Source organism: Rhodococcus sp. ABRD24 (assembly GCF_004328705.1).
Taxonomy (GTDB): domain Bacteria; phylum Actinomycetota; class Actinomycetes; order Mycobacteriales; family Mycobacteriaceae; genus Prescottella.
Map to the genome: position 1 here is coordinate 3713488 of NZ_CP035319.1, position 19520 is coordinate 3733007.

Here is a 19520-nt window from a genome sequence, read left to right on the forward strand (position 1 = left end):
GAGACCAGCATGACAGCCCGCACGAGCGCCGACCGGGTGGAGTGCGGCAAGATAGGCAATGTGACTGTTGCGTCTTCTCCTGAGATCGCCGTCGTGCGCCCCGTCCTTGCCGACGCCGTCGACCGTGCCCGGACGGCGCTGGTCGACCTCGGTGAGGGTGGCGTCGGGAAGTACCTGGGTGTGGCCTGGGAGGACGCGTGCGCCGCCACGCACCGTTTCGAGGCGGATCTGCCCGGCTATCGCGGCTGGCAGTGGGCCGTCGTCATGGCCGCGGCGCCCGAGTCCGACCGCGTCACGATCAGTGAGCTGGCGCTCCTGCCTGGGCCCGATGCGCTCGTTGCGCCGGAGTGGCTGCCATGGGACCGGCGGATCCGTCCGGGCGACCTGTCTCCCGGCGACCTGCTGGCGCCGCCGGCGGGAGATGTCCGTCTGGTTCCCGGTTACGTCGCCACCGGCGACCCCGAGGTGGACGATGTCGCGCTCGAGCTCGGCCTGGGCCGCAAGCAGGTCATGAGCCGTGAGGGCCGACTCGACTGCGCCGAGCGCTGGCACGACGGAGCGCACGGCCCCGACTCGGAGATGGCGAAGGCCGCACCGTCCACCTGCGACCTGTGCGGTTTCTTCCTCCCGCTCGCGGGTTCGCTGCACGCCGCGTTCGGTGTGTGTGGAAACGAGATGGCGGCCGACGGGCACGTCGTGCACGCGTCGCACGGCTGCGGCGCACACTCCGATACGACGCTGCCGACCGGCGCCGGAACCCCGCGTTATGACGCCTATGACGACGCGGCGGTCGAGGTGGTCGAGATCGAGCGTGCCGAGGCGCCCACCGATCCGGCACTGGCAGAGCCCGAGGTCGAGACGTCCACCGATCCCGAGCCCCCACTGGACCCGGCATCGACCACCTGACAGATCCCTTCGGCACTGCGACGCTGCGAGAGGGAACGGTCCTGGCGTGGCGCACGTCCCCGACACGCTTACGCGAGGATGCGGCGGCCGAATCCGATCTCGTACGCGGCGGCTACCGTGACCGGCTGCTTACGGAACTCGCCCAGAACGCGGCCGACGCCGCTGCTCGCGCCGGTGTGCCCGGGGCGCTGCGCGTCCGCCTGCACGACGATGTGCTGCGAGTCGCGAACACCGGTACCCCACTCGACGTAGCCGGTGTGCATGCGCTCATGGCGCTGCGCGCATCCGGAAAGTCCACTGGGGTAGGAAGATTCGGTGTCGGGTTCACATCCGTTCTCGCGGTCAGTGACGAGATCGAGCTTCGCTCCACCTCCGGTTCACTGCAGTTTTCTGCCGCTCGCACCCGCGACGAGCTCTTGGCCGCCGGCCTCGACATACCTGCAGTGGGTCTGCCGGTGCTGCGCCTGGCGTGGCCGCTCGACGAGGGTCCGCCCGCTGGATTCGACGCCGAGGTGGTGTTGCACCTGCGGCCCGGCGTCGACGGCGCCGAACTGCTGGACCGGTTCGCTGCCGAGGCAGTGGATCTGCTGCTCGAACTCCCGGCGCTCGCGTCAATCGAGATCGGCGACGCCGTGCATTGTCGCAGCAGTCGCGACCTCGACGGCGGGCTCACCGAGATCACTGTCGGGGACCGCACATGGTGGCAGTACGCGACCGACACCGCGCGCTGGCTGGTGCCTGTGGTCGACGGACGGGTACAGCCGGTGACGTCGGACGTGTTGCGGGCACCCACCCGCTCCGACGAGGAGCTGTCCGTTCCGGCATTGCTGATCGCCGACATCGCGATGCAACCGGATCGGCGCAGATTGCTACCCGGTGCCTCGCTCACCGAGTGTGCCCGCGGCTACGCCGATTTCGTTGCGGCCCTGCCGGCGGATCAGCGCCTGAGCCTGGTGCCCACGCCGGGTTTCGCCCGTAGCGAGGCGGACGCGAGGTTGCGCGAGGAAATGCTGCGTGAGCTGCGCACGCACCGCTGGGTGCCGTCCGCCGGCGACGCCGGTGCGGGCGACGAGCCTCACGACCTGATCCCGTCCCGCGCGACGGTGGTCTCGGGTCTCACTGACGAGCTGGCCGCTGCCCTCGCCGATGTCGTTCCGGGCCTGGTGGATCCGGTACTGTCCGGGCCGCGGTACGCGCCGGCACTAGCGGCGGTGGACGTACACCGGATCGGTCTGGCGCGCATCGCAGAGCTGCTCGCCGGGCAGGCCCGCGATCCGCAGTGGTGGCACGCGGTGTACGCCGCGCTCGAACCGCTCGTGGTGGACGCGCTGGCGGTGGAAGAGCTTGCAGCTGTTCCGGTTCCGCTCGCTGACGGGCGCACCGTGACCGGCCCCCGCACCACCGTGCTGGGTACTGATCTTGGCCACACCCTCGACGCCGTTGCGGCGGCGTTGAACTGGGTACGGTTGGTGCACCCTGATGCCGCACACCCACTGCTGAGCCGCCTGGGCGCGGGACAGGCGACGGCGGGTGACCTGCTCGGCGATCCGGCGCTGCGGGCCCGGATCGAGGACGTCGACGATGACGATCCCACCACCGCAAAAGAATTGGCGTCGGCGGTATTGGCGCTGGTGCGAAATTGCGCATCCGACGCACTGCCGGACTGGCTGGGACAGCTGCTCGTTCCCGACGCCGATGGTGACCTGACGCCGGCCGATGAGCTGCTGCTGCCTGGCGCGCCGCTGGCGGACGTTCTCGACGAGGACTCGCCGTTCGGCACCGTCGACCCGGAGTGGGTCGCGCAGGTCGGGGAAGAGTCGCTGCGTGCGGTCGGTGTCGGCTGGGGCTTTCCACTGCTGCGGGCCGAACTACCGACCGGTCCCGAACACGACCTCGACTCCGAGGAGCGGTGGTGGGACACGCTCGCCGACGACCCGGAGACGCTCGTCGCGGTGCGGGATCTGGATCTCGTCGACCCCGCGAAGTGGCCGCAGGCGCTGACGCTGCTTGCCGAGAATCCAGCCACCGCGGCGGCGTTGGCCGACCGCGACGGCTACACCGCGTGGTGGCTGCGCACCCATGCCGAGGTGGGCGCAGTGCCGCTGGGCCTGCTGTGTGGACCGGAGGACGACACCTTCGCCGGGTTGCTCGACGTGCTCGATCATCCACAGGCTGCAGCACTCGCCTCGGCGCTCGCGCCCGCCGAGGTGGACGGCACCGAGCTGGCGCAGGTCCTGCTCGACCGGCTCGCCGATCCGGAGCGGACGCCGACACCGGCCGTCATCGCGCGCACCCACCGTCTGCTCGCGGACGCCGCCGACCGCGGTGTGCTCGACCTCGACGAGCTGGGCCTGCCTGCTGGCGTGCGCAGCCTGGCCGGCACGGTCGCCGACCCGGACCGAGCCCTCGTGCTCGACCGTCCGTACCTGGGCGCGGTGGTTCCGCCCGCGCGATTGGTGCTGGGGGCCTTCGAGACCGCAGACGCGCTCGCGGACCTGCTCGACCTGCCGCTGGCCTCGACCGCGATCCACGCGGAGGTGCTCGGCGAGGGGCAGCCGAGCTCGTGGGACCGCGAACCCGGTGCGGTGCTCGCATGCGCGGCGCTGGGGCTGGCGCTGCCGTCCGGCCCGGTGCAGGTGCACGATCGACTGGTCGTTCAGTTGAGTGGTGCGCTCGACGGCGAGGTCGCCGTCCCGTGGTGGGTGGACGCGGACGGCCACGCGCACTGTGCCCGGTTGCCGACGGCACCAAATCGGACGGCACCAAATCGGACGGCGCAGAAACGGACGGCGCAGAAACGGACGGAAGGAACGGCGTGACCATCGACCAGTCGGTCCTGCAGTGGATGCTCGACCATCGGACCCCCGGCCTGACGGATGTGGTGACGGTGATCACGAACAGTGGCGGCACGATCGCGACGTTCCTGATCACCACCGTCGTCACACTCGCGCTGCTGGCGCGGCGGTACACCGCCGAGGCTGTGATAGTCGCGGGGGCGATGCTCTCGGGCTGGGTCGCGATGAGCCTGCTCAAGCTACTGTTCGGCCGCCAGCGTCCGCCGATTCCGCAGCGCCTGGTCGATCTCGACTCGCACTCGTTCCCGTCCGGGCACGCGATGATGACCGCGATACTCGCATGTGTGCTGGGCGTGGTGGTGCTGAGGCTTCTCGCGCCCGGGATCCGGCGGAATCTGCTCCTGGTGCTGCTCGCGTGCTACACACTCGCTGTCGGGGTATCGCGGGTCTACCTTGCCGCGCACTGGCTCTCCGATGTAGTCGCCGGCTGGGCTTTCGGTGTCGCGTGGGCCCTGCTGTGGATCTGGGCGATCAGCCGTCGGAACGCGTCGCGGACCCGCACGATCGAGGTGTGAGATTACCCACCCGACATAGCAGGCGAGAGCGCCCCAGGCTTCGTAGTCAGGTGAGGCCCTGCTGTGCTCCCCGGCCGCCGCGGCGTGCGGCGCGCCGCTGTATTACGAACAACCCGAATCCGATGAAACCGAGGGCGATTCCGGCGTAGCACACGGGCAGCGCGGTGCTCCACCGATCGCCGCCGAGAAGCACGACGATGGTGGCCGCTATCCACGCCGAGGTGCCCACAGCGAGCACGGGACGCGGGTCGGAGAAGCGGGCCACGAGCGTCGACGTGCTACGGATCTCGGTCACACGATTAACGCTACCCCCGCGTCGGTGCCCTAATCTGCCGGGTGCGACACCGGACCTTCGGCGATTGGGACTAGATACGACATGGCGGTAACCGACAGAACCTCCGGCTCCACCAGGCCGTCGGCACCCTCGCGGATGCTCGACACGTACTTCAAGATCACCGAGCGAGGCTCGTCGATCAGCACCGAGGTACGCGGCGGTCTCGTCACGTTCGTGGCCATGGCCTACATCGTCGTGCTCAACCCGCTGATCCTCGGTAGCTTCTCCGCCGACGATGCCGCCGCGAAGACCGACGTGCTCGGGAACATTCTGCCGGTCAGCCAGGTGGCTGCCGTCACCGCGCTCGTCGCCGGCCTGATGAGCATCATCTTCGGCATCGTCGCGAACTATCCGTTCGGTATCGCCGCGGGTCTGGGCATCAACAGTCTGCTCGCCGTGTCGATCGCGCCACAGGTCACCTGGCCGGAGGCGATGGGCCTGGTCGTCATCGACGGCGTCATCATCGTCGCGCTGGCGGTCTCCGGCTTCCGCACCGCGGTGTTCAATGCGATTCCGGCGGAGCTCAAGGCCGCGATCGCCGCAGGCATCGGCATGTTCATCGCCTTCATCGGCCTCGTCGACGCCGGGTTCGTGCGCCGCCTCCCGGACGCCGCCGGCACGTCCGTCCCCGTCGGGCTGGGTATCGGCGGTTCGATCTCCGCATGGCCGACCGTGGTCTTCATCTTCGGCGTCCTGCTCATGGGTGCACTCGTGGTCCGCAAGGTCCGGGGCGGTTTGCTGATCGGAATCGTCGTCACCACCGTGCTCGCCGCGATCTTGGAGGCTGTGTTCGACATCGGCGCCTCGAAGGGCGTCGACCCCAAGGGCTGGAACCTGTCCGTCCCGGCGATGCCGGACGTTGTGGCGCAGATGCCGGATCTGAGCCTGGTCGGCGACTTCAGCCTGTTCGGCGCGTTCACCCGCATCGGTGTGCTCGCCGCCAGCCTGCTCGTCTTCACGCTCGTGCTCGCAAACTTCTTCGACGCAATGGGCACCATGACCGGCCTCGGCAAGGAAGCCGGACTGACCGACAAGGACGGAAATCTGCCGGGTGTCGGTAAGGCCCTCGTCGTCGAAGGCGCGGGCGCGATCGTCGGAGGTGGTGCATCCGCGTCGTCGAACACCGTGTTCGTGGAGTCCGCATCCGGAATCGCAGAGGGTGCCCGCACCGGTCTCGCCAACGTCGTCACCGGCCTGCTGTTCCTGGCCGCGATGTTCCTGACGCCGCTGTACTCGGTGGTGCCGATCGAGGCGGCCGCTCCGGCGCTGGTCGTTGTGGGCGCGTTGATGATCGGGCAGGTGCGCGATATCGACTTCAGTAAGTTCTCGATCGCGCTGCCGGCGTTCCTGACGATCGTCGCGATGCCGTTCACCTACTCGATCGCCAACGGCATCGGCGTCGGCTTCATCTCCTACGTCGTCCTCGCCGCCGCGGGTGGCAACGCGAAGAAGGTGCATCCGCTGCTGTGGATCGTCGCGGCACTGTTCGTGGCCTACTTCGCCGTCGGCCCGATCACTGACGCCGTTACGTGACTGGCGGGGCGCGAGTTCCCGTATTGTTTGGATTTGTGACATCGGATACTCGCGCCCTGGCCAGTGACCTGTCCTTAGCGGTGGTGCGTCTCACGCGCCACCTGCGGGGGCGTCGAGCGGAAGCTCAGGTTTCGCTGACTCAGTTGTCGGCGCTGGCCACTCTGAGCGGCGAGGGTTCCATGACGCCGGGCGCTCTGGCCGCGCGGGAAAAGGTGCAGCCGCCGTCGATGACTCGGGTCATTGCGTCGCTTGCGGATCTCGGACTCGTCGATCGCACACCGCATCCCACCGACGGCCGCCAGATCATCGTGTCACTCTCAGATGCCGGCCACGCCCTGATCGAGGGCGAGACCCAAGCCCGTGAGGCGTGGATGACCGAGAAGTTGTCGGGCCTCGACAGCAAGCAACTCGAGACGCTTCGGGACGCGGTCACCATCATCTCCTCGCTGGTTACCGAAAACGACTGAGTAGGTACGGCCACGCTCGAATCGCTTGATACATGGCACGATCCGATTCGCTCTAGCGTGAATATGCTGCTCTCGGGATCTCTCCGTCGACTCGAGGTTCGACCGACACCGTGCTCGCCTCGAGCGCGGTATCGCACTCGCTGCAGACCAACCGAGGGGTAAACACCTGCCCGCATCCGGTGTGGGTGAAGACGATCGCTTCACCCTCCGGTGCATGGAACCACCGCTGACCCCACGTGATCATGCAAACCACAACGGGGAAGAAGTCGCGGCCCTTCGCGGTCAGGTGATACGTCGCCCAGTCCGTTCGTTCGGTACTCGGCGTCTCGGCCAGCACGCCGAGATCGAGGAATGTGCGGAGCCGCTCGGCGACGATAGCCGGGGACGATTGCATCCGCTCGGCGAACTCTCCGTAACGCTGTGCCCCGAAGAACGCGGCGCCGAGCATCGCTGCGGACCAGCGGTTTCCGAGCAAGGCCATCGTGTGCGGCAGCACATTCGGCGCTCGGGTGGCACCGCTCGATCGCCGTCGGCTGGATGCCGCGGGCACGCTGCGCGTCCAGCCGCCGCTGGGGCCCATCTCGGCCACGACTTCGCGGGCGCCTGCGGGATCTCCGCAGGCGGCGCAGTGCAGGACCGGCCGGAATTCGTGGCCGCAGGTGGAGTGGACCATTCGCGGCAGGATTCCCTCGTCTGGGGCCCACCGAAGCTCCCACGACCACACCGCGAGCAGGATCGGCCACACCGCCTGGCCGCACTCGGTGCGCCGGTACTCGTAGCGCGGAGGTCGCTCGCTATAGCGCACCCGATCGAACAGCCCGGCCTCGGTGAGCGCCCCCAGTCGAGAGGACAGGACGGCATGTGAGATGCCACCGACTGCAGTCCAGTCGCTGTACCGGCGAGCACCCTGGAAGGAATGACGCAGGATCCACAGGTTCCATTCGTCCCCGAGGATGCCGAGCGTGACCGCAATTGCGTTGTCGCCGCCGGCCTCGAGCATGCGTCCGGCGGACGGAGCGGTCGGCTCCGCGCCGGAGGCATGTTCGTCGGGCATTCAGAGAACTATAGTCCGGGGTCGCCCAGGCCCGCCGCGGCCGTGAAGTCGTCTGCCTCGCGCCACTGAGGAAGTACCGATCCGGGTGCCCACGTCGAGTGCGTGCCGCTCGAGACCCTTTCGGGCAGACGGATTCGGGCTATCGGACCGTCGGCGACGCGGGCCGCATCGAACACCAGGCACTCGGACAGGTCGCGGTTGACATCCGAGGTGATGGTAACCAGGTAGCCGTCGTCCTCGGCCGTGGACCCGATCCGCGGCGCCATGACGGTCTCGCTGCCGAATACGCCCTCGCCGAAGGAGAAACGCTCCTCGCTGCCGGTGAGGGTGTCGTGCTTGACGAGTCCGTCGAACAGGAACCAGCCGGGAAGCCCGGTGGCGGCGTAGGTGTAGCGGTGATCGCGCCCCTGATGCCGTGGATTGATCATCCCGAACTCGGTCACCGTCTCCGACAGTCGCTCCTCACGGACCTCACCGGTGCGCATGTTCAGGCGCCACCGATGCAGGTGGGTACCCATCCGGTCGAGTGCGAGGAAGCGGAACATCCGCTGGTACAGGTCTCCGTCGCCGGTATCTGCCGGTTCGGGATTCTCCTGGTGGAACCCCTCGAGGACGATCTCGTCGCCACTCTCGTACGCGTTGGTCCAGTGCAGGACGTATGTCGGCGCGGCCTCGAACCACCGGATCTGATCAGAGGTTCCGCGGCGGGGAATCACCCCGAGCCGCAGCGGGATATCCGGATGGAACCGGGATACGTACTTGCCGGCCGCGAGCGCCTCCGGAATCCAGAACAACGGGCAGTCGTTGAGGATCGCATAGTTGTCGGTGAACGCCATGTCGTGCGGCAGGCGCGGCCCCGGCAACTCGATATCGGTGTAGTGCACGAGGTTGTCGTCGGCGTCGACCACGCCGTAGTGCATGTACGGTGCGTCGGTGCCGTAGTTGAAGAACAACAACTCACCGGTGCGGTCGTCGACCTTCGGATGCGCCGACACACCCATATCGGCCGGGAAGTCGCCGTGCCAGGTCGCCTTTCCCAGGGTTTCGAGCGTCGTCGGGTCCAGTCGGTACAGGTCGCCGCACTGCCAGAAGCTGGTCAGCGCGACACCGCCGTGCACCGTGACATCGGTGCTCGACGCGTCCTTCATTCGTCCGCGGGCACCCCAGCCGTCCTGGCGGATCGAGTTCTGCGGGCGCTCGGCGATGCCCGCCCACAGCGGGCCACCTGCTTCCTGCTCGGCCAGGAAGCCATCCGTTTTGACGAACCTGTTGCGGTAGAAGGCCTTCCCGTCGCGAAAGCCGACGACGTGGATCATGCCGTCACCGTCGAATGGGTGGTACCGACCCTCGAGTGCGGGGTGCGCGGGGTTTTCGGTGTTGCGCAGGTACACGCCGTCGAGGTCACTCGGCAGTTCACCGATCACCTCGAGATCATCGGCGCCGCGTTCGACGTGCTGGGGTCGCCACGCGCCGATGCGGTACGGGTGATCGTCGTCCTCCGGCAGGGTCGTCAGGGCGCGGCCGAGTATCTCGATGTCCATGTGATCTCTCCTAGTTTCCGATGACGAAACTGACTGTTGTGGAGGTACTTCCGCCGAAGTTCAGGGTGGCCGCGCGGTGCGCGTCCGTCACCTGGTTCGCCCCGGCCCGTCCGGTCACCTGGCGATGGCAGTCGAGCAGCATCCGGATTCCCGTCGCTCCCACCGGGTGTCCGACGCCGAGGAGACCGCCGCTGGGGTTGACCGGGATGCGCCCGTCGATCTCGAGGTCGCCGGATTCGACCGCGCGCCAGCTCTCGCCGGGTGGCGTGATCCCGAAGTGGTCGATGGCCAGGTATTCGCTCACCGTGAAGCAGTCGTGCGTCTCGATCAGGTCGAGATCGTCCACTCCGGAGATACCGGCCCTGGCGAAGGCATCTCCGATCGTGTGCCGCACATGTGGAGCCACATAGGGATCGTCGGCGCTGCGGGAAAGCTTGTCGGCCAAGGAGAGTCCGACAGTGCGGTGGCCCCAGCCGAGGACGGCGGACTGGTTCGGGGCGTTTCGGCCGACACGTGCAGCCGGGTGATCCGGGCGGACCAGCACCACCCCGGCAGCACCGTCTGTGAGCGGACCGCAGTCAGCCTTGCGAAGCCGGCCCTCGACCGGCGGATTCGCGATCGGGTCGGCGCTGAAGGACGCCGCGGTCCGCTCCCATCCGCGGGTCTGCGCCAGCGGGTTGAGCGCAGCATTGCGGGCGCCCAGTTCCGCGATCGACCACAGGTGCTGCTCGTCAAGGCCGTAACGGCGGTCGTACTCGTCGGCTATCGCGCTGAACATGTAGGGCCACATGAACCTCGCGTCGGACCCCTCGTGTCCGACCCATGCGGCCGCACCCATGTGCTGGGCGCCGGTGTCGCCGGGGACGGTCCGCTCGAGCTCGACGCCGAGGACGAGCGCGCAGTTGTACCGCCCGGCCTCGAGTTCGGCCATGGCAGCGAGCAGTGCCAGGGACCCGGATGCGCACGCACCCTCGTGCCGGGTGGCCGGGACTCCCCACAGCTCAGGGACGACCGACGCGGGCATCGCGCCCAGATGGCCCTGGCCGGTGAAGAGTTGACCGAATGCGTTGCCGACGTGCACGACCTCGACGTCGGCGGGCTCTATGCCAGCGTCCGCCAGGGTTCCCTCGACCACCTCGCGGGTCAGGTCGCCGACATCGAGTCCCTCCTTGGTCAGATTGCGTGAGAAATCTGTTTGGTAGCCACCGATTATCCGAATCGCGCCATCGTTCATCCCGGGTCTCATCTCCTCGAGCCTTGCGGTTTGACGTCCTTCATACTACAACTAACAGAGTGACACGGACCACTCATTCCCCCGAGTCGTGGGGTGATCGCACGATGACGACAACTGTGCACTGGTTGAACCTGGTGGACGACGCTCTCCTCCGCGGGGCGGAGTCGGTACGGTGAGCCGGGCGCTGGTCTTCGATGCGATCCGATTGCCCCGGGGCCGGGTGCGGCGCGACGGTGGCACGCTCGCGACCGAGGCGCCGCACCGGCTCTTCGCGCAGCTGCTGAGCGCGCTCGAACAGCGACTTCCGGTTGCCGAACACGTCGACGACGTGGTGGTCGGGATCAGCACTGTCACGGGCGAACAGGCCGGGAACCTGGCTCGGGCCGCAGTCCAGTACGCGGGCTGGCCCGAACATGTCGGTGGAGCGGTCGTATCGCGGCTGTGCTGCTCCGGGCTCGATGCGCTCGCCACAGCGGCTGCGAAGGTCGTCTCGGGCCAGTCCGGCGTCGTGGTCGCGGGCGGCGTCGAGTCCATGTCGCGGGTGCCGATCCTCTCGGACCGTCCGGCGATTGCCACCGACGTAGAACTGGGTGAGCGCACCGGCTTTGTCACCATCGGCGTTTCCGCCGATGCGACGGCGGCTGCGTACGGTTTCACCCGCGAGCAGCTCGACGCGTATGCGGCGCAGTCTCATCGGCGTGCGGTGGCGGCACCGGTCTCCGACTCGGTGGTCCCCGTGAGGCGCGGCGGCGAGATCCTGCTCGCGACCGACGAGGGCGCCCGCGCGGACGCGAGCGCGGAGCAGTTCGCTTCCCTGCCGGCGCTGTTCGGCGACGATCCGGCGTGGGAGCGGGTGCTTCGACGTCTTCCCGGGCTCGAGAAGCCGGAGAGTGGGCTGCACTCGATCGCGACGGCGCCACAACTGGCGGACGGGGCATCGGCGGTCGTGGTTGCGAGTCCAGCCGCCGCGAGCGTAGCGCTGCCTGACTGCGAGCCGGTTGCGGAGATCGTCGCGGCGACGCATCGGGCCGTCCGCTCACCGCTGCTCAGTGCGCCCGTCGATGCTGCGCGGGATGCGCTGCAGCGAGCGGGAATCGGCACCGACGACCTCGACGTCGTGGAGGCGAACGAGTCGTTCGCGGTCAGCCCGCTGTTGCTCACCCGGGAGTTGGCTCTGGATCCCGTACGAGTGAACCCCGTCGGTGGTGCACTGGCCGTCGGGCATCCCCTCGGCGCCACCGGCGGCAACCTGCTGGTGTCCGCGCTGGATTCGCTGCGCCGTATCGACGGCGAGCATGCCCTGATCACGATTCCGGCGGCGTTGGGGCTCGGTTCGGCCCTGGTCCTGCGCCGCCTCCGATGACACGTCCGAATGACCACCCCGTCCTACCCCTCTGCGTAGTCGCGAAAGGTTGCCATGCCCGAAATGTTCATGCCCACTTCGTTTTCCGATGAGCGTGGCGGAGCCATCCTCTGTCATCCCGAGGACAAGATCCGTGACTACGTGGAACGCGGCTGGTGGCGGGAGACTACCCTGCTCGATGCGTTCGACGGCTGGGTCCGCGGCCGCCCGCACGAGGATGCGCTGTCCGACCCGGCGAATCTCCCGGCGCTCATCGGGGCCGAGCCCGAGACCCTGACCTGGGCGGAACTGCACGACCGGGTGGATGAGATCGCCGCGCACCTGTACGCGAACGGGATCCGGCAGGGCGATGTCGTACTGGTGCTGCTGCCCAACACGGTCTCGCTCGTTGCCACCTATCTGGCCCTGTGGCGTCTGGGGGCGGTCGCTACTCCCGCGCCGGTCGCGTACCGCCTCCACGAGTTGTCCAATATCTGTGCCGCCACCGGCGCAGTGGCCGTCGTGACCGTGGGGACTCTGCAAGATCGCGATCTCGCGGCCGAGTCACTTTCGTTGCGCGAGAAGGTCGCCGGGGTCGAGACGGTGTTCACATTCGGGCCGGCGACCGAATCGCGGGCGGTGTCGATGAACGTGCCGGTCACGGCCGAAATGCTTGCGCGCAGCCGTCGCTACATCGACGGGCTGCTCGTCACGATCGGCGACCGCATCACGATCTGCTGGACCAGCGGGACCGAGGCTGCGCCCAAGGGCGTTCCGCGGTGTCACGCAGACTGGCTCGCCAGCGGCCAAGCCGCGCAGGACGGTCTCGAGACCGACGAGGCGTCGGTGATCCTGAACCCGTTCCCGATGGTGAACATGGCCGGCTTCGCCGGAGCTTTCCTGCCGTGGCTACTGGGCGGCGGGCATCTGGTTCAGCATCAGCCGCTCGATCTGCCGGTGTTCCTCGCTCAGATCGCGCGCCATCGCGTCACCCACACCGCGATGCCGCCCGCGATCCTGACCATGCTCCTTCAGCGAGAGGAGTTGCGTGCCTCGGTGGATCTGTCGTCGCTGCAGAGGGTGGGCTCGGGCGGTGCCCCGCTCCCGCCGGCAGTGGTGCGTCGGTGGCAGGAGGAATTCGGGATCGAGGTCCTCAACTTCTTCGGCTCCAACGAGGGTGTGTGCTTGCTCGGCGCCCCGGCCGACATCCCCGATCCGACGGTCCGCGCCCGCCATCTGCCGAATTACGGTGCACAGGGAAAGCAGTGGGCGACACGGGTTGCGGGGATGACCTCGGTTCGGCTGGTCGATCCGGTCTCGGGCGCCGACGTCCACGCTGTCGGCGAACGCGGCGAACTTCGGCTGCAGGGCCCGACCGTCTTCGGCGGCTATCTCGAGGGCACCGCGACGTCGAGCCCCTTCGACGAGCAGGGATTCCTCTGCAGCGGTGATGTGTTCGAGCTGGGCGGTGAGTCCGGGGAGTACCTGGAGTTCGTCGACAGGATCAAGGAGATCATCATTCGAGGCGGCATGAACATCGCGCCGGCCGAGATCGAGGGGTTGCTGTTCGAGCATCCGGGCGTCGCCGATGTCGCCGTCGTCGGATACCCGGACGAGGTGCTCGGCGAGAAGTGCTGCGCCGTGGTGGTGCCGGCGGCGGAGGCCGAGATCTGTCTCGACGATCTCGTCGAGCATCTGCGTTCGCGCCAGGTGGCGTCGTTCAAACTGCCGGAGCGGCTCGAGATCGTCGCGACCATCCCGCGAAACCCGGTCGGCAAGATTGTCCGGCGCGACATTCGGGAGGCGCTGTTCGCGCCGCCAGTCGAGACTGCCTGACCTGCGCGCGGCTGCCTACTTCTGTCGCGGTGATCGGGCAGGGAACACCGTGTAGCTCAGAGCAATCGCACCCCACACGCCCAACCCGATGGTGAGCTTACGGATCCAGTCGGTGAGCGCGGCGGTGCGGGTCGGATCGTCGACCATCCGACGGTGCGGCGTTTGTGGACCGGACCCTGTAGCGCAGAGGGCCGCGCGACAGTCCGTGAGCGTCGCTACCCGGCGGCTCTCAGGGGCTCGAGGGCGGCGAGGATGAGGTCGAGGCCGAAGGTGAACTCCTCCGCCGGGTCGTAGTCGGCCGCGAGGAGCGCTGCGGCGGACTCGTTGAGGTAGGGGAACTCGTCAGGAGGAAGCTGGGGCAGGTAGACGTCCTCGGTCATGTCCGTGAACTCATCGGTGGTGTCGAACGGCAGGCTGGCTTCTTGCAGCGCGAACCCGTAGACGTAGCTGTCGAGCAGCCAGTTGGCGTGCGTCGCCATCAAGACCGTGAAGCCAGCCCTGCGGAGGCATGCGGTGACCGCTTCATGGTGGCGGAGGTTTGCGGACCCCGGCGATGTCCGCGACTCCAGCAGGCCGATCGCCCACGGGTGGCGTGCCAGAACCTGTCGGGCGGAGACCGACCGCCGGCGCATCGCCGACTGCCAGTCGGTCCCTTCGGGCGGGAGCTCGATCTCCTCGAACACGATGTCGACCATGGCGTCCAGCAGCTCCTCCTTGTTCGCCACGTAGTGGTAGAGCGACATCGCGCCCGCACCGAGCGCACCAGCCAGCCGGCGCATGCTCAGCCCGCTGACCCCCTCGCGGTCGGCTAGCCGGACAGCCTCCGCCACCACTCGCTGCTTGCTCAGTCCGGCGTCTGACGCGACTTGGCGTTGTTCCCTCGCAGACACGGGTCTCCTCACTTGCTCGAACAGGTTGACAACCGTACAGCGTGCGCCCATAGTACAGCGTACGACGTACGGTGTACGAGCCGGTGAGGGTCACGGCTTGGATGTGAGGAGGCTTCCGTGGGAATCGAGCGGCGATCGAATGCCGGGGCACGCCCCGGCCCGGGGGTGGGTCCGGCCGGCACGGCAACGATGCGGGCTGCGGTCCAGCACCGCTACGGCCCGCCGTCGGGGCTCGAGTGCTCCGACGTCGAGCGGCCGCTGCCGGGGCCAGGCGATGTCCTCGTCCAGGTCGGCGCGGCCTCGGTACACCCTGGCGACTACTTCGTCATGACCGGTGAGCCATACGTGGCGCGCCTGGCGTTCGGCCTCCGCCGCCCGCGCCACGGCATCCCCGGCAGGGATCTCGCTGGCGTGGTGGCAGCGGTGGGGAGCGATGTCACCGCTTTCGGTATCGGCGACAAGGTGTTCGGCTGGAACACCGCTGGAGCGCTCGCGGAGTACGCCTGCGTCCCGGCGGACAACCTCGTGTCCGTCCCTGCCGACGTATCCGTCACGGACGCGGCAGCGACACCAACGTCGGGGATGACGGCCTTGCAGGCGTTGCGCGACATCGCGAAGGTTCGACCAGGCCAGGCCGTGCTGGTCACGGGCGCATCGGGCGGTGTGGGCTCCTTCGCTGTACAGATCGCCAAGGCCTTTGGTGCCGAGGTGACGGGTGTGTGCAGCACGGGCAACATCGACCTGGTCCGCTCGCTGGGTGCCGACCATGTCGTCGACTACACGAGGACCGACTTCACTCACACCGAGAAGCGCTACGACGTCATCCTCGACAACGTCGAAGCCCAGCCCCTGGCAGCTGTCCGCCGAGTGCTGACACCCACCGGCACCCTCATCCCCAACAGTGGACACGGCAGCCGCTGGCTCGGCCCCATCGGTCGGATCGTCAGAGCGCGGGTGCTCTCCGGGTTCACCCGCCAGCAGCTGAAGCCATTCCTCTCGCTGGGGAAGCGCCAGGACCTGCTCGCCCTGACCGACCTGCTCACGACCGGACAGGTGACGCCCGTCATCGCCTGCACCTTCCCCCTTCACGAAGCAGCTGACGCCCTCCGCCACGTCGGGGCCGGCCACACGCGGGGGAAGGTCGTGATCACCATCTGAAGACCGGAGGACGGGACGAGAACGAGCCACACTGCGCCACTGCGCGCCCAGACCTACCGCCGCTCCGGCGGACGAACCGGTCCTCTCGAAAGAAGAACCGATGACCATGGCAACGAACACCCCGAACCTGCTCGACAAGCCGCCTTTCGACTGAAGCGAAGGAGTAACGACGTGCGAAGCCCGACAGCAGAACTCACCGCGCTCGAGGACCGGCTGGGCGGTCCAGGCGAAGCTCGCAGCAGGCTGGACCAGCTTTGGAACCGGGAGAAGCCCGAATGAGCGCGGCAGCGGCAACAGCGGAGACCAACTCGACCCGAGGGCTCCGAGAGCGGGTCGTCGGCGCGACGGCGATCGCGTTGGCACTGTCGGTGGCGATCCAGAACGCGGTGGTGGTCGTGGCCGGAGCGCCCGCCTTCGGGGACCCGATTGAAAGGGTGCTCGCCTTCCACGCGGAGAACCGGGTCGCGGTCGCGATCGCGGTCGGCCTGGAGGCGCTGAACCTGCCGCTGCTGCTCGGGTTCGTGACCGGTCTCCACGGGCTCGTCAAGCGTCGCGGGGGTGCGGGAGCGGACTGGTCGCGCCTCGCGCTGGCCGCAGGCGCGACTTTCTCGGCGATCTTCGCGCTCTACGCCGTTCTGTGGATCGGAGTCGTGCTGTCCGCCAGCGAGCTCGCCGAGCCGAGCCCGGTGTTCGAGCTCGCCTGGCAGCTGCATGCGGCAGCGTTCGCGCTGGCGCTGCCAGTGCTCGGCACCACCTTCATCGGTGCTGCGCTGGCGGCGCATACGAGCCGGCTGACGCCGCCGTGGCAGCGTCTGCTCGGCGTGGCCGGGGGAGGCCTGCTGCTCGCCGCCGGGGCGGCCAACCTCGCGATCGCGGACGGCTCGGCGCTCTTGTACGTGGGGATGCCCGGTTACGCCGCCTGGCTCGTGTGGCTGCTTGCGGCCGGCGTACGGCTGGTGCGCGCTTGAACGGCCGACCGTCCTGCCAACGCATCGATGCGCATTTCGCAGCACTGTTCGACGGCGCCGGGAGTGCCCGGTAGCCGCCGGTCCGGATACGGCACGATGGATCCGTGGTTCACGTCATCGACATAGCAGACCCAGCCGATCCCAGGCTGGACGATTTCCGCGATCTCAACTCGTCGGATCGCCGGCCTGACCTGCCCGAAGGCAAAGGGCTGGTGATCGCGGAGGGCGTGCTGGTGGCTCAGCGGATGCTTGCGTCGCGGTTCGCCCCGATCAGTCTGCTCGGTGTCGACCGGCGGCTTGACGAGCTCTCGGAGGACCTCGCCGGCGTCGATGTGCCGTTCTACCGGACATCAGCGGAGGTGATGGCCGAGGTGGTGGGCTTCCACCTCAATCGGGGCGTGCTCGCGGCCGCTCACCGGCCGCCGCCGCTGGACCTCGCCGACGTGCTCCGCGGCGCGCGCACCGTCGCGGTGCTCGAGGGCGTCAACGACCACGAGAACATCGGGTCGATGTTCCGCAACGCCGCGGGCTTGGGCGTGGACGCGATCCTCTTCGGTGCCAGCTGCGCGGACCCGCTGTACCGCCGCGCGGTGCGAGTGTCGATGGGGCACGTGCTGCGGGTGCCGTTCGCTCCGGTGCCCGAGTGGCCTCGTGGGCTGAATATATTGCGTGACAGTGGATTTCAGTTGATTTCTCTGACTCCCAACCCGTCCGCGGTCCCGTTGGCGGAGGCGATGACGGGGGAGAGGGTGGCGGTACTCCTCGGTGCGGAGGGGCCCGGCCTGACCGAGCACGCAATGCGCGCGACCGACGTGCGCGCTCGGATCCCGATGGCGCCCGGTACCGATTCGCTCAATGTCGCGACGGCTGCGGCGATGGCCTTCTACGAGCGTATCCGGACGGCGCGGTGACCGTTGGTGCCGGACCCGAGCCCGCCCCGTGGTCCACGGGGTTGCTCGTCAGTGCCTTCGCCTTCGTCGTGACGCTCGTGGGCGTGGTTGCCTTCGGCTCGGCACTCGCCGGCATCCATCCCGTGCTGGCGGTCGGGTTCAACGTTGTAGTGGTCGGGGGCGCGGCGCCTACCGTATGGCGGTGGCGGCGTAAGCAGGTGTGGCGGTGGGCGGTCTACGGTGCGGCCGCGGGCGTACTCGCAGGGTGGCTAGCGCTGCTGGCCTCTGCCCTCTGATCTGCCGGCCGTTCAGTTCGTGTGGCGCCGGAGCCATCGGAGCCATGACCGCTCGCGTGTGGCGCGTTGCGGCTGCGGCGGATCCAATTGTGCCTGCTGCTGTTCGGCGAGCCGGCGGACCGACTCAGGAATCCGGTCGTGGGGGAACACCGCGAACCGGGATACCGTGACGGCCAGCGCGTCGAGGTCTGTGTCGCCTGTCGGATCGTGACGGCGGAAGCCGATCCACGCATGGTGAGCGGCCTCGGTGAGTTCGATCGGGTCGAACGGCAGGGTCTGCGGGTCCGGCATCACCTCGATGGGATGGCGGACCGGGTGCTCACCGGCCCAGTACGGACGTTCCCACACCTGCGGGACGCCGAGGTTCTCGAGGATATGCACCGACGTGGCGCTGAACGAGTGCTTCAGCTCGCCGTCCTCCCATCGGGCGAAAGCGCCCCACGGACGGTGCGGATTCGACGCGAAGAGGTAGGTTCGTTTGGAAACCATTGTCCGCGTCCATGATTGGGGGATCGTTGATGGTGTTGGCGGAAGCGGCTCGGAGGTGCACACCACCGTGACGCCGGGATAGCGGCCGATGTAGACCTCACCCTCCGCAGGTTCGGTTGCACGGGAGAGTGGCTCGTCGCCGAGGAACTCGACCTCGAGACCTGGATGCAGTTCGGCGGCCAGGTCCCGCGCGCCGCCCCGGTCGCATTCCGCCTGGCGCAGAGCAGAAACGGGATCGGCGACGTCGACGTACCAGATCGTGGATGCGTTGGCGTCCCGCATCGGCGTCAGCCGCGTCCGTTGCTCCGGACCCCGAGCAGCACGTCGTCCCAGGACGGCAGCGCGGGCTTGCCGCGCTTGTCCTTGCTGTGCGGATGCTGCGGGGCCGGCTTTGGCTGCTCCGGCTCCGGTTGCTCGATCATTTCGCCGTGAATCTCGTTGTCCGACAGTAGGATCGAGGAATCCTCGAAGGTGTCGTGGTCTGGTTCCAGGTCTGCGGGGCCGTAGATGCCGTCCGCCGGGATGGGGGCCAGCCCGCGCAACGGGCGGCCGAAATCCGGGTCCACCAGCTGGGCGGCAGTATCGTCGAGTGCGGTGATGGTGCCGCCGTGCGCATCCGGCTGGTAGCGCCAATGCGCTGCGTTGCTGGTCCTTCCGGCCTGCCACTGCAGCTGCGCTACCCAGTGCCCGTCCTCGTCCTTCCACGCATCCCACATGGCGGCGTCGATGTCGTGCCCACGAGCGCGGAACGCCTGCGTGACGATCTCGGACAGCGTGTGCACGGCGGGACCGTCGGGCCGGACCGGATGACCGGCCCGAGCCATCTCGGCGGCGCGGCCGCGCTCGAGGAGGACCGGGTAGGCGAAACGTTCGACTTTGGAGTGTGGGACGCCAGCCTGTTCGGCGACCTGCTCGACGGATGCGCCGGCGCGAATCCGGGCCTGGATTTCGCGGGGGCGGAGCTGACTGTCCATTTCGATCTCAATCTGGCCGAGTCGAGCAATGTCCCCGCGGGAGGCCGCGCGGAGTTTGTCATCGGCTGGGAGCCGGAACTTTTCGCCGGTGTCTGGATCAGAACACACCACATGCGCGCCGCCAGGCTCGAGACCGATTACTCGCAGCTCCCGCACGTTGTCCTCCTTATCGCGCCGACTCGCGATCACGCCGTTGTCGACTGTAATTCATTTGTGACCCATGTGCAGGGGAGACACG

Annotated in this window: 20 protein-coding genes; 11 read left to right on the forward strand and 9 right to left on the reverse strand. The window is 68.2% G+C overall.

Annotation, left to right across the window (positions count from 1 at the left end):
• Positions 1 to 9: 9 nt before the first annotated feature.
• Positions 10 to 906 carry a DUF3027 domain-containing protein gene (locus tag ERC79_RS16475; RefSeq protein WP_131579515.1) on the forward strand — a complete coding sequence of 299 codons (897 nt, stop codon included), beginning with the start codon at positions 10 to 12 and terminating at the stop codon, positions 904 to 906.
• A 68-nt stretch (positions 907 to 974) separates the two neighbouring features.
• Here the strand turns inward: ERC79_RS16475 and ERC79_RS23565 are convergent, their stop codons facing one another.
• On the reverse strand, positions 975 to 1169 hold the full coding sequence (locus ERC79_RS23565; protein WP_242676602.1) for a hypothetical protein: 195 nt from the start codon (positions 1167 to 1169) through the stop codon (positions 975 to 977).
• Between the two features lie 6 nt (positions 1170 to 1175).
• Between ERC79_RS23565 and ERC79_RS16480 the strand changes: the two genes are divergently transcribed.
• Both ERC79_RS16480 and ERC79_RS16485 read left to right on the forward strand, forming a co-directional pair.
• Positions 1176 to 3725 carry an ATP-binding protein gene (locus ERC79_RS16480; RefSeq protein ID WP_242676603.1) on the forward strand — a complete coding sequence of 850 codons (2550 nt, stop codon included), beginning with the start codon at positions 1176 to 1178 and terminating at the stop codon, positions 3723 to 3725.
• Positions 3722 to 4276 (forward strand): phosphatase PAP2 family protein, encoded by a 555-nt coding sequence (locus ERC79_RS16485; RefSeq protein WP_207390346.1) that lies wholly within the window; start codon positions 3722 to 3724, stop codon positions 4274 to 4276. The genes ERC79_RS16480 and ERC79_RS16485 overlap by 4 nt, the downstream gene beginning before the upstream one ends.
• A gap of 46 nt (positions 4277 to 4322) precedes the next feature.
• Here the strand turns inward: ERC79_RS16485 and ERC79_RS16490 are convergent, their stop codons facing one another.
• Positions 4323 to 4571: a DUF2530 domain-containing protein gene (locus ERC79_RS16490; RefSeq protein ID WP_131579516.1), complete on the reverse strand. Its 249-nt coding sequence runs from the start codon at positions 4569 to 4571 to the stop codon at positions 4323 to 4325.
• Between the two features lie 81 nt (positions 4572 to 4652).
• On the opposite strand from ERC79_RS16490, the gene ERC79_RS16495 reads away from it, so the two are divergent.
• Positions 4653 to 6143 (forward strand): NCS2 family permease, encoded by a 1491-nt coding sequence (locus tag ERC79_RS16495; protein WP_131579517.1) that lies wholly within the window; start codon positions 4653 to 4655, stop codon positions 6141 to 6143.
• Between the two features lie 35 nt (positions 6144 to 6178).
• Positions 6179 to 6610, forward strand: coding sequence for a MarR family transcriptional regulator (locus ERC79_RS16500; RefSeq protein WP_131579518.1), 432 nt, complete (start codon positions 6179 to 6181; stop codon positions 6608 to 6610).
• 52 nt (positions 6611 to 6662) lie between these two features.
• Here the strand turns inward: ERC79_RS16500 and ERC79_RS16505 are convergent, their stop codons facing one another.
• Genes ERC79_RS16505 through ERC79_RS16515 form a run of 3 tightly spaced genes read right to left on the reverse strand, consistent with a single transcriptional unit; the run spans position 6663 to position 10439 of the window.
• Positions 6663 to 7664, reverse strand: coding sequence for a helix-turn-helix domain-containing protein (locus tag ERC79_RS16505; protein WP_131579519.1), 1002 nt, complete (start codon positions 7662 to 7664; stop codon positions 6663 to 6665).
• Between the two features lie 8 nt (positions 7665 to 7672).
• A complete protein-coding gene (locus tag ERC79_RS16510) occupies positions 7673 to 9205 on the reverse strand; it encodes a carotenoid oxygenase family protein (protein WP_131579520.1) in 1533 nt (510 codons plus the stop codon).
• 10 nt (positions 9206 to 9215) lie between these two features.
• Complete coding sequence (locus ERC79_RS16515) at positions 9216 to 10439, reverse strand: acetyl-CoA acetyltransferase (protein WP_131579521.1); 1224 nt, start codon at positions 10437 to 10439, stop codon at positions 9216 to 9218.
• A 172-nt stretch (positions 10440 to 10611) separates the two neighbouring features.
• Here ERC79_RS16515 and ERC79_RS16520 point away from each other — a divergent pair, with 172 nt between their 5' ends.
• Both ERC79_RS16520 and ERC79_RS16525 read left to right on the forward strand, forming a co-directional pair.
• Positions 10612 to 11802 carry an acetyl-CoA C-acyltransferase gene (locus ERC79_RS16520; RefSeq protein WP_131579522.1) on the forward strand — a complete coding sequence of 397 codons (1191 nt, stop codon included), beginning with the start codon at positions 10612 to 10614 and terminating at the stop codon, positions 11800 to 11802.
• A 54-nt stretch (positions 11803 to 11856) separates the two neighbouring features.
• Positions 11857 to 13617, forward strand: coding sequence for a class I adenylate-forming enzyme family protein (locus ERC79_RS16525; protein WP_131579523.1), 1761 nt, complete (start codon positions 11857 to 11859; stop codon positions 13615 to 13617).
• Between the two features lie 15 nt (positions 13618 to 13632).
• On the opposite strand, the gene ERC79_RS23760 is transcribed toward ERC79_RS16525, so the two are convergent.
• Positions 13633 to 13764, reverse strand: coding sequence for a hypothetical protein (locus ERC79_RS23760; RefSeq protein ID WP_278249709.1), 132 nt, complete (start codon positions 13762 to 13764; stop codon positions 13633 to 13635).
• A 68-nt stretch (positions 13765 to 13832) separates the two neighbouring features.
• Positions 13833 to 14507, reverse strand: coding sequence for a TetR/AcrR family transcriptional regulator (locus ERC79_RS16530; RefSeq protein WP_131579524.1), 675 nt, complete (start codon positions 14505 to 14507; stop codon positions 13833 to 13835).
• Between the two features lie 117 nt (positions 14508 to 14624).
• On the opposite strand from ERC79_RS16530, the gene ERC79_RS16535 reads away from it, so the two are divergent.
• The 4 genes from ERC79_RS16535 (at position 14625) to ERC79_RS16550 (ending at position 17819) form a co-directional block, all read left to right on the forward strand.
• Entirely contained in the window at positions 14625 to 15665 is a 1041-nt protein-coding gene (locus ERC79_RS16535) for an NAD(P)-dependent alcohol dehydrogenase (RefSeq protein ID WP_242676604.1), read from the forward strand.
• Between the two features lie 275 nt (positions 15666 to 15940).
• Positions 15941 to 16633: a DUF4386 family protein gene (locus ERC79_RS16540; RefSeq protein ID WP_131579525.1), complete on the forward strand. Its 693-nt coding sequence runs from the start codon at positions 15941 to 15943 to the stop codon at positions 16631 to 16633.
• A gap of 104 nt (positions 16634 to 16737) precedes the next feature.
• A complete protein-coding gene (locus tag ERC79_RS16545) occupies positions 16738 to 17544 on the forward strand; it encodes an RNA methyltransferase (protein WP_131579526.1) in 807 nt (268 codons plus the stop codon).
• A complete protein-coding gene (locus tag ERC79_RS16550) occupies positions 17541 to 17819 on the forward strand; it encodes a DUF2537 domain-containing protein (protein WP_131579527.1) in 279 nt (92 codons plus the stop codon). The genes ERC79_RS16545 and ERC79_RS16550 overlap by 4 nt, the downstream gene beginning before the upstream one ends.
• A gap of 12 nt (positions 17820 to 17831) precedes the next feature.
• Here the strand turns inward: ERC79_RS16550 and ERC79_RS16555 are convergent, their stop codons facing one another.
• On the reverse strand, positions 17832 to 18590 hold the full coding sequence (locus tag ERC79_RS16555; RefSeq protein WP_131579528.1) for a hypothetical protein: 759 nt from the start codon (positions 18588 to 18590) through the stop codon (positions 17832 to 17834).
• A 5-nt stretch (positions 18591 to 18595) separates the two neighbouring features.
• The gene (gene sepH / locus ERC79_RS16560; protein ID WP_131579529.1) at positions 18596 to 19438 is read right to left on the reverse strand and encodes a septation protein SepH; all 843 of its coding nucleotides are present in this window, start codon (positions 19436 to 19438) and stop codon (positions 18596 to 18598) included.
• Positions 19439 to 19520: the final 82 nt, after the last annotated feature.

Excerpts from the sequence above, each read along its gene's own strand:
- ERC79_RS16475 (WP_131579515.1), top strand. The coding sequence starts at position 10 with ATGACAGCCCGCACGAGCGCCGACCGGGTGGAGTGCGGCAAGATAGGC.
- ERC79_RS23565 (WP_242676602.1), bottom strand. The coding sequence starts at position 1,169 with ATGCACACCGGCTACGTCGAGTGGGGTACCGGTGTTCGCGACTCGCAG.
- ERC79_RS16480 (WP_242676603.1), top strand. The coding sequence starts at position 1,176 with ATGGCGCTGCGCGCATCCGGAAAGTCCACTGGGGTAGGAAGATTCGGT.
- ERC79_RS16495 (WP_131579517.1), top strand. The coding sequence starts at position 4,653 with ATGGCGGTAACCGACAGAACCTCCGGCTCCACCAGGCCGTCGGCACCC.
- ERC79_RS16505 (WP_131579519.1), bottom strand. The coding sequence starts at position 7,664 with ATGCCCGACGAACATGCCTCCGGCGCGGAGCCGACCGCTCCGTCCGCC.
- ERC79_RS16510 (WP_131579520.1), bottom strand. The coding sequence starts at position 9,205 with ATGGACATCGAGATACTCGGCCGCGCCCTGACGACCCTGCCGGAGGAC.
- ERC79_RS16515 (WP_131579521.1), bottom strand. The coding sequence starts at position 10,439 with ATGAACGATGGCGCGATTCGGATAATCGGTGGCTACCAAACAGATTTC.
- ERC79_RS16525 (WP_131579523.1), top strand. The coding sequence starts at position 11,857 with ATGCCCGAAATGTTCATGCCCACTTCGTTTTCCGATGAGCGTGGCGGA.
- ERC79_RS23760 (WP_278249709.1), bottom strand. The coding sequence starts at position 13,764 with ATGGTCGACGATCCGACCCGCACCGCCGCGCTCACCGACTGGATCCGT.
- ERC79_RS16540 (WP_131579525.1), top strand. The coding sequence starts at position 15,941 with ATGAGCGCGGCAGCGGCAACAGCGGAGACCAACTCGACCCGAGGGCTC.
- ERC79_RS16555 (WP_131579528.1), bottom strand. The coding sequence starts at position 18,590 with ATGCGGGACGCCAACGCATCCACGATCTGGTACGTCGACGTCGCCGAT.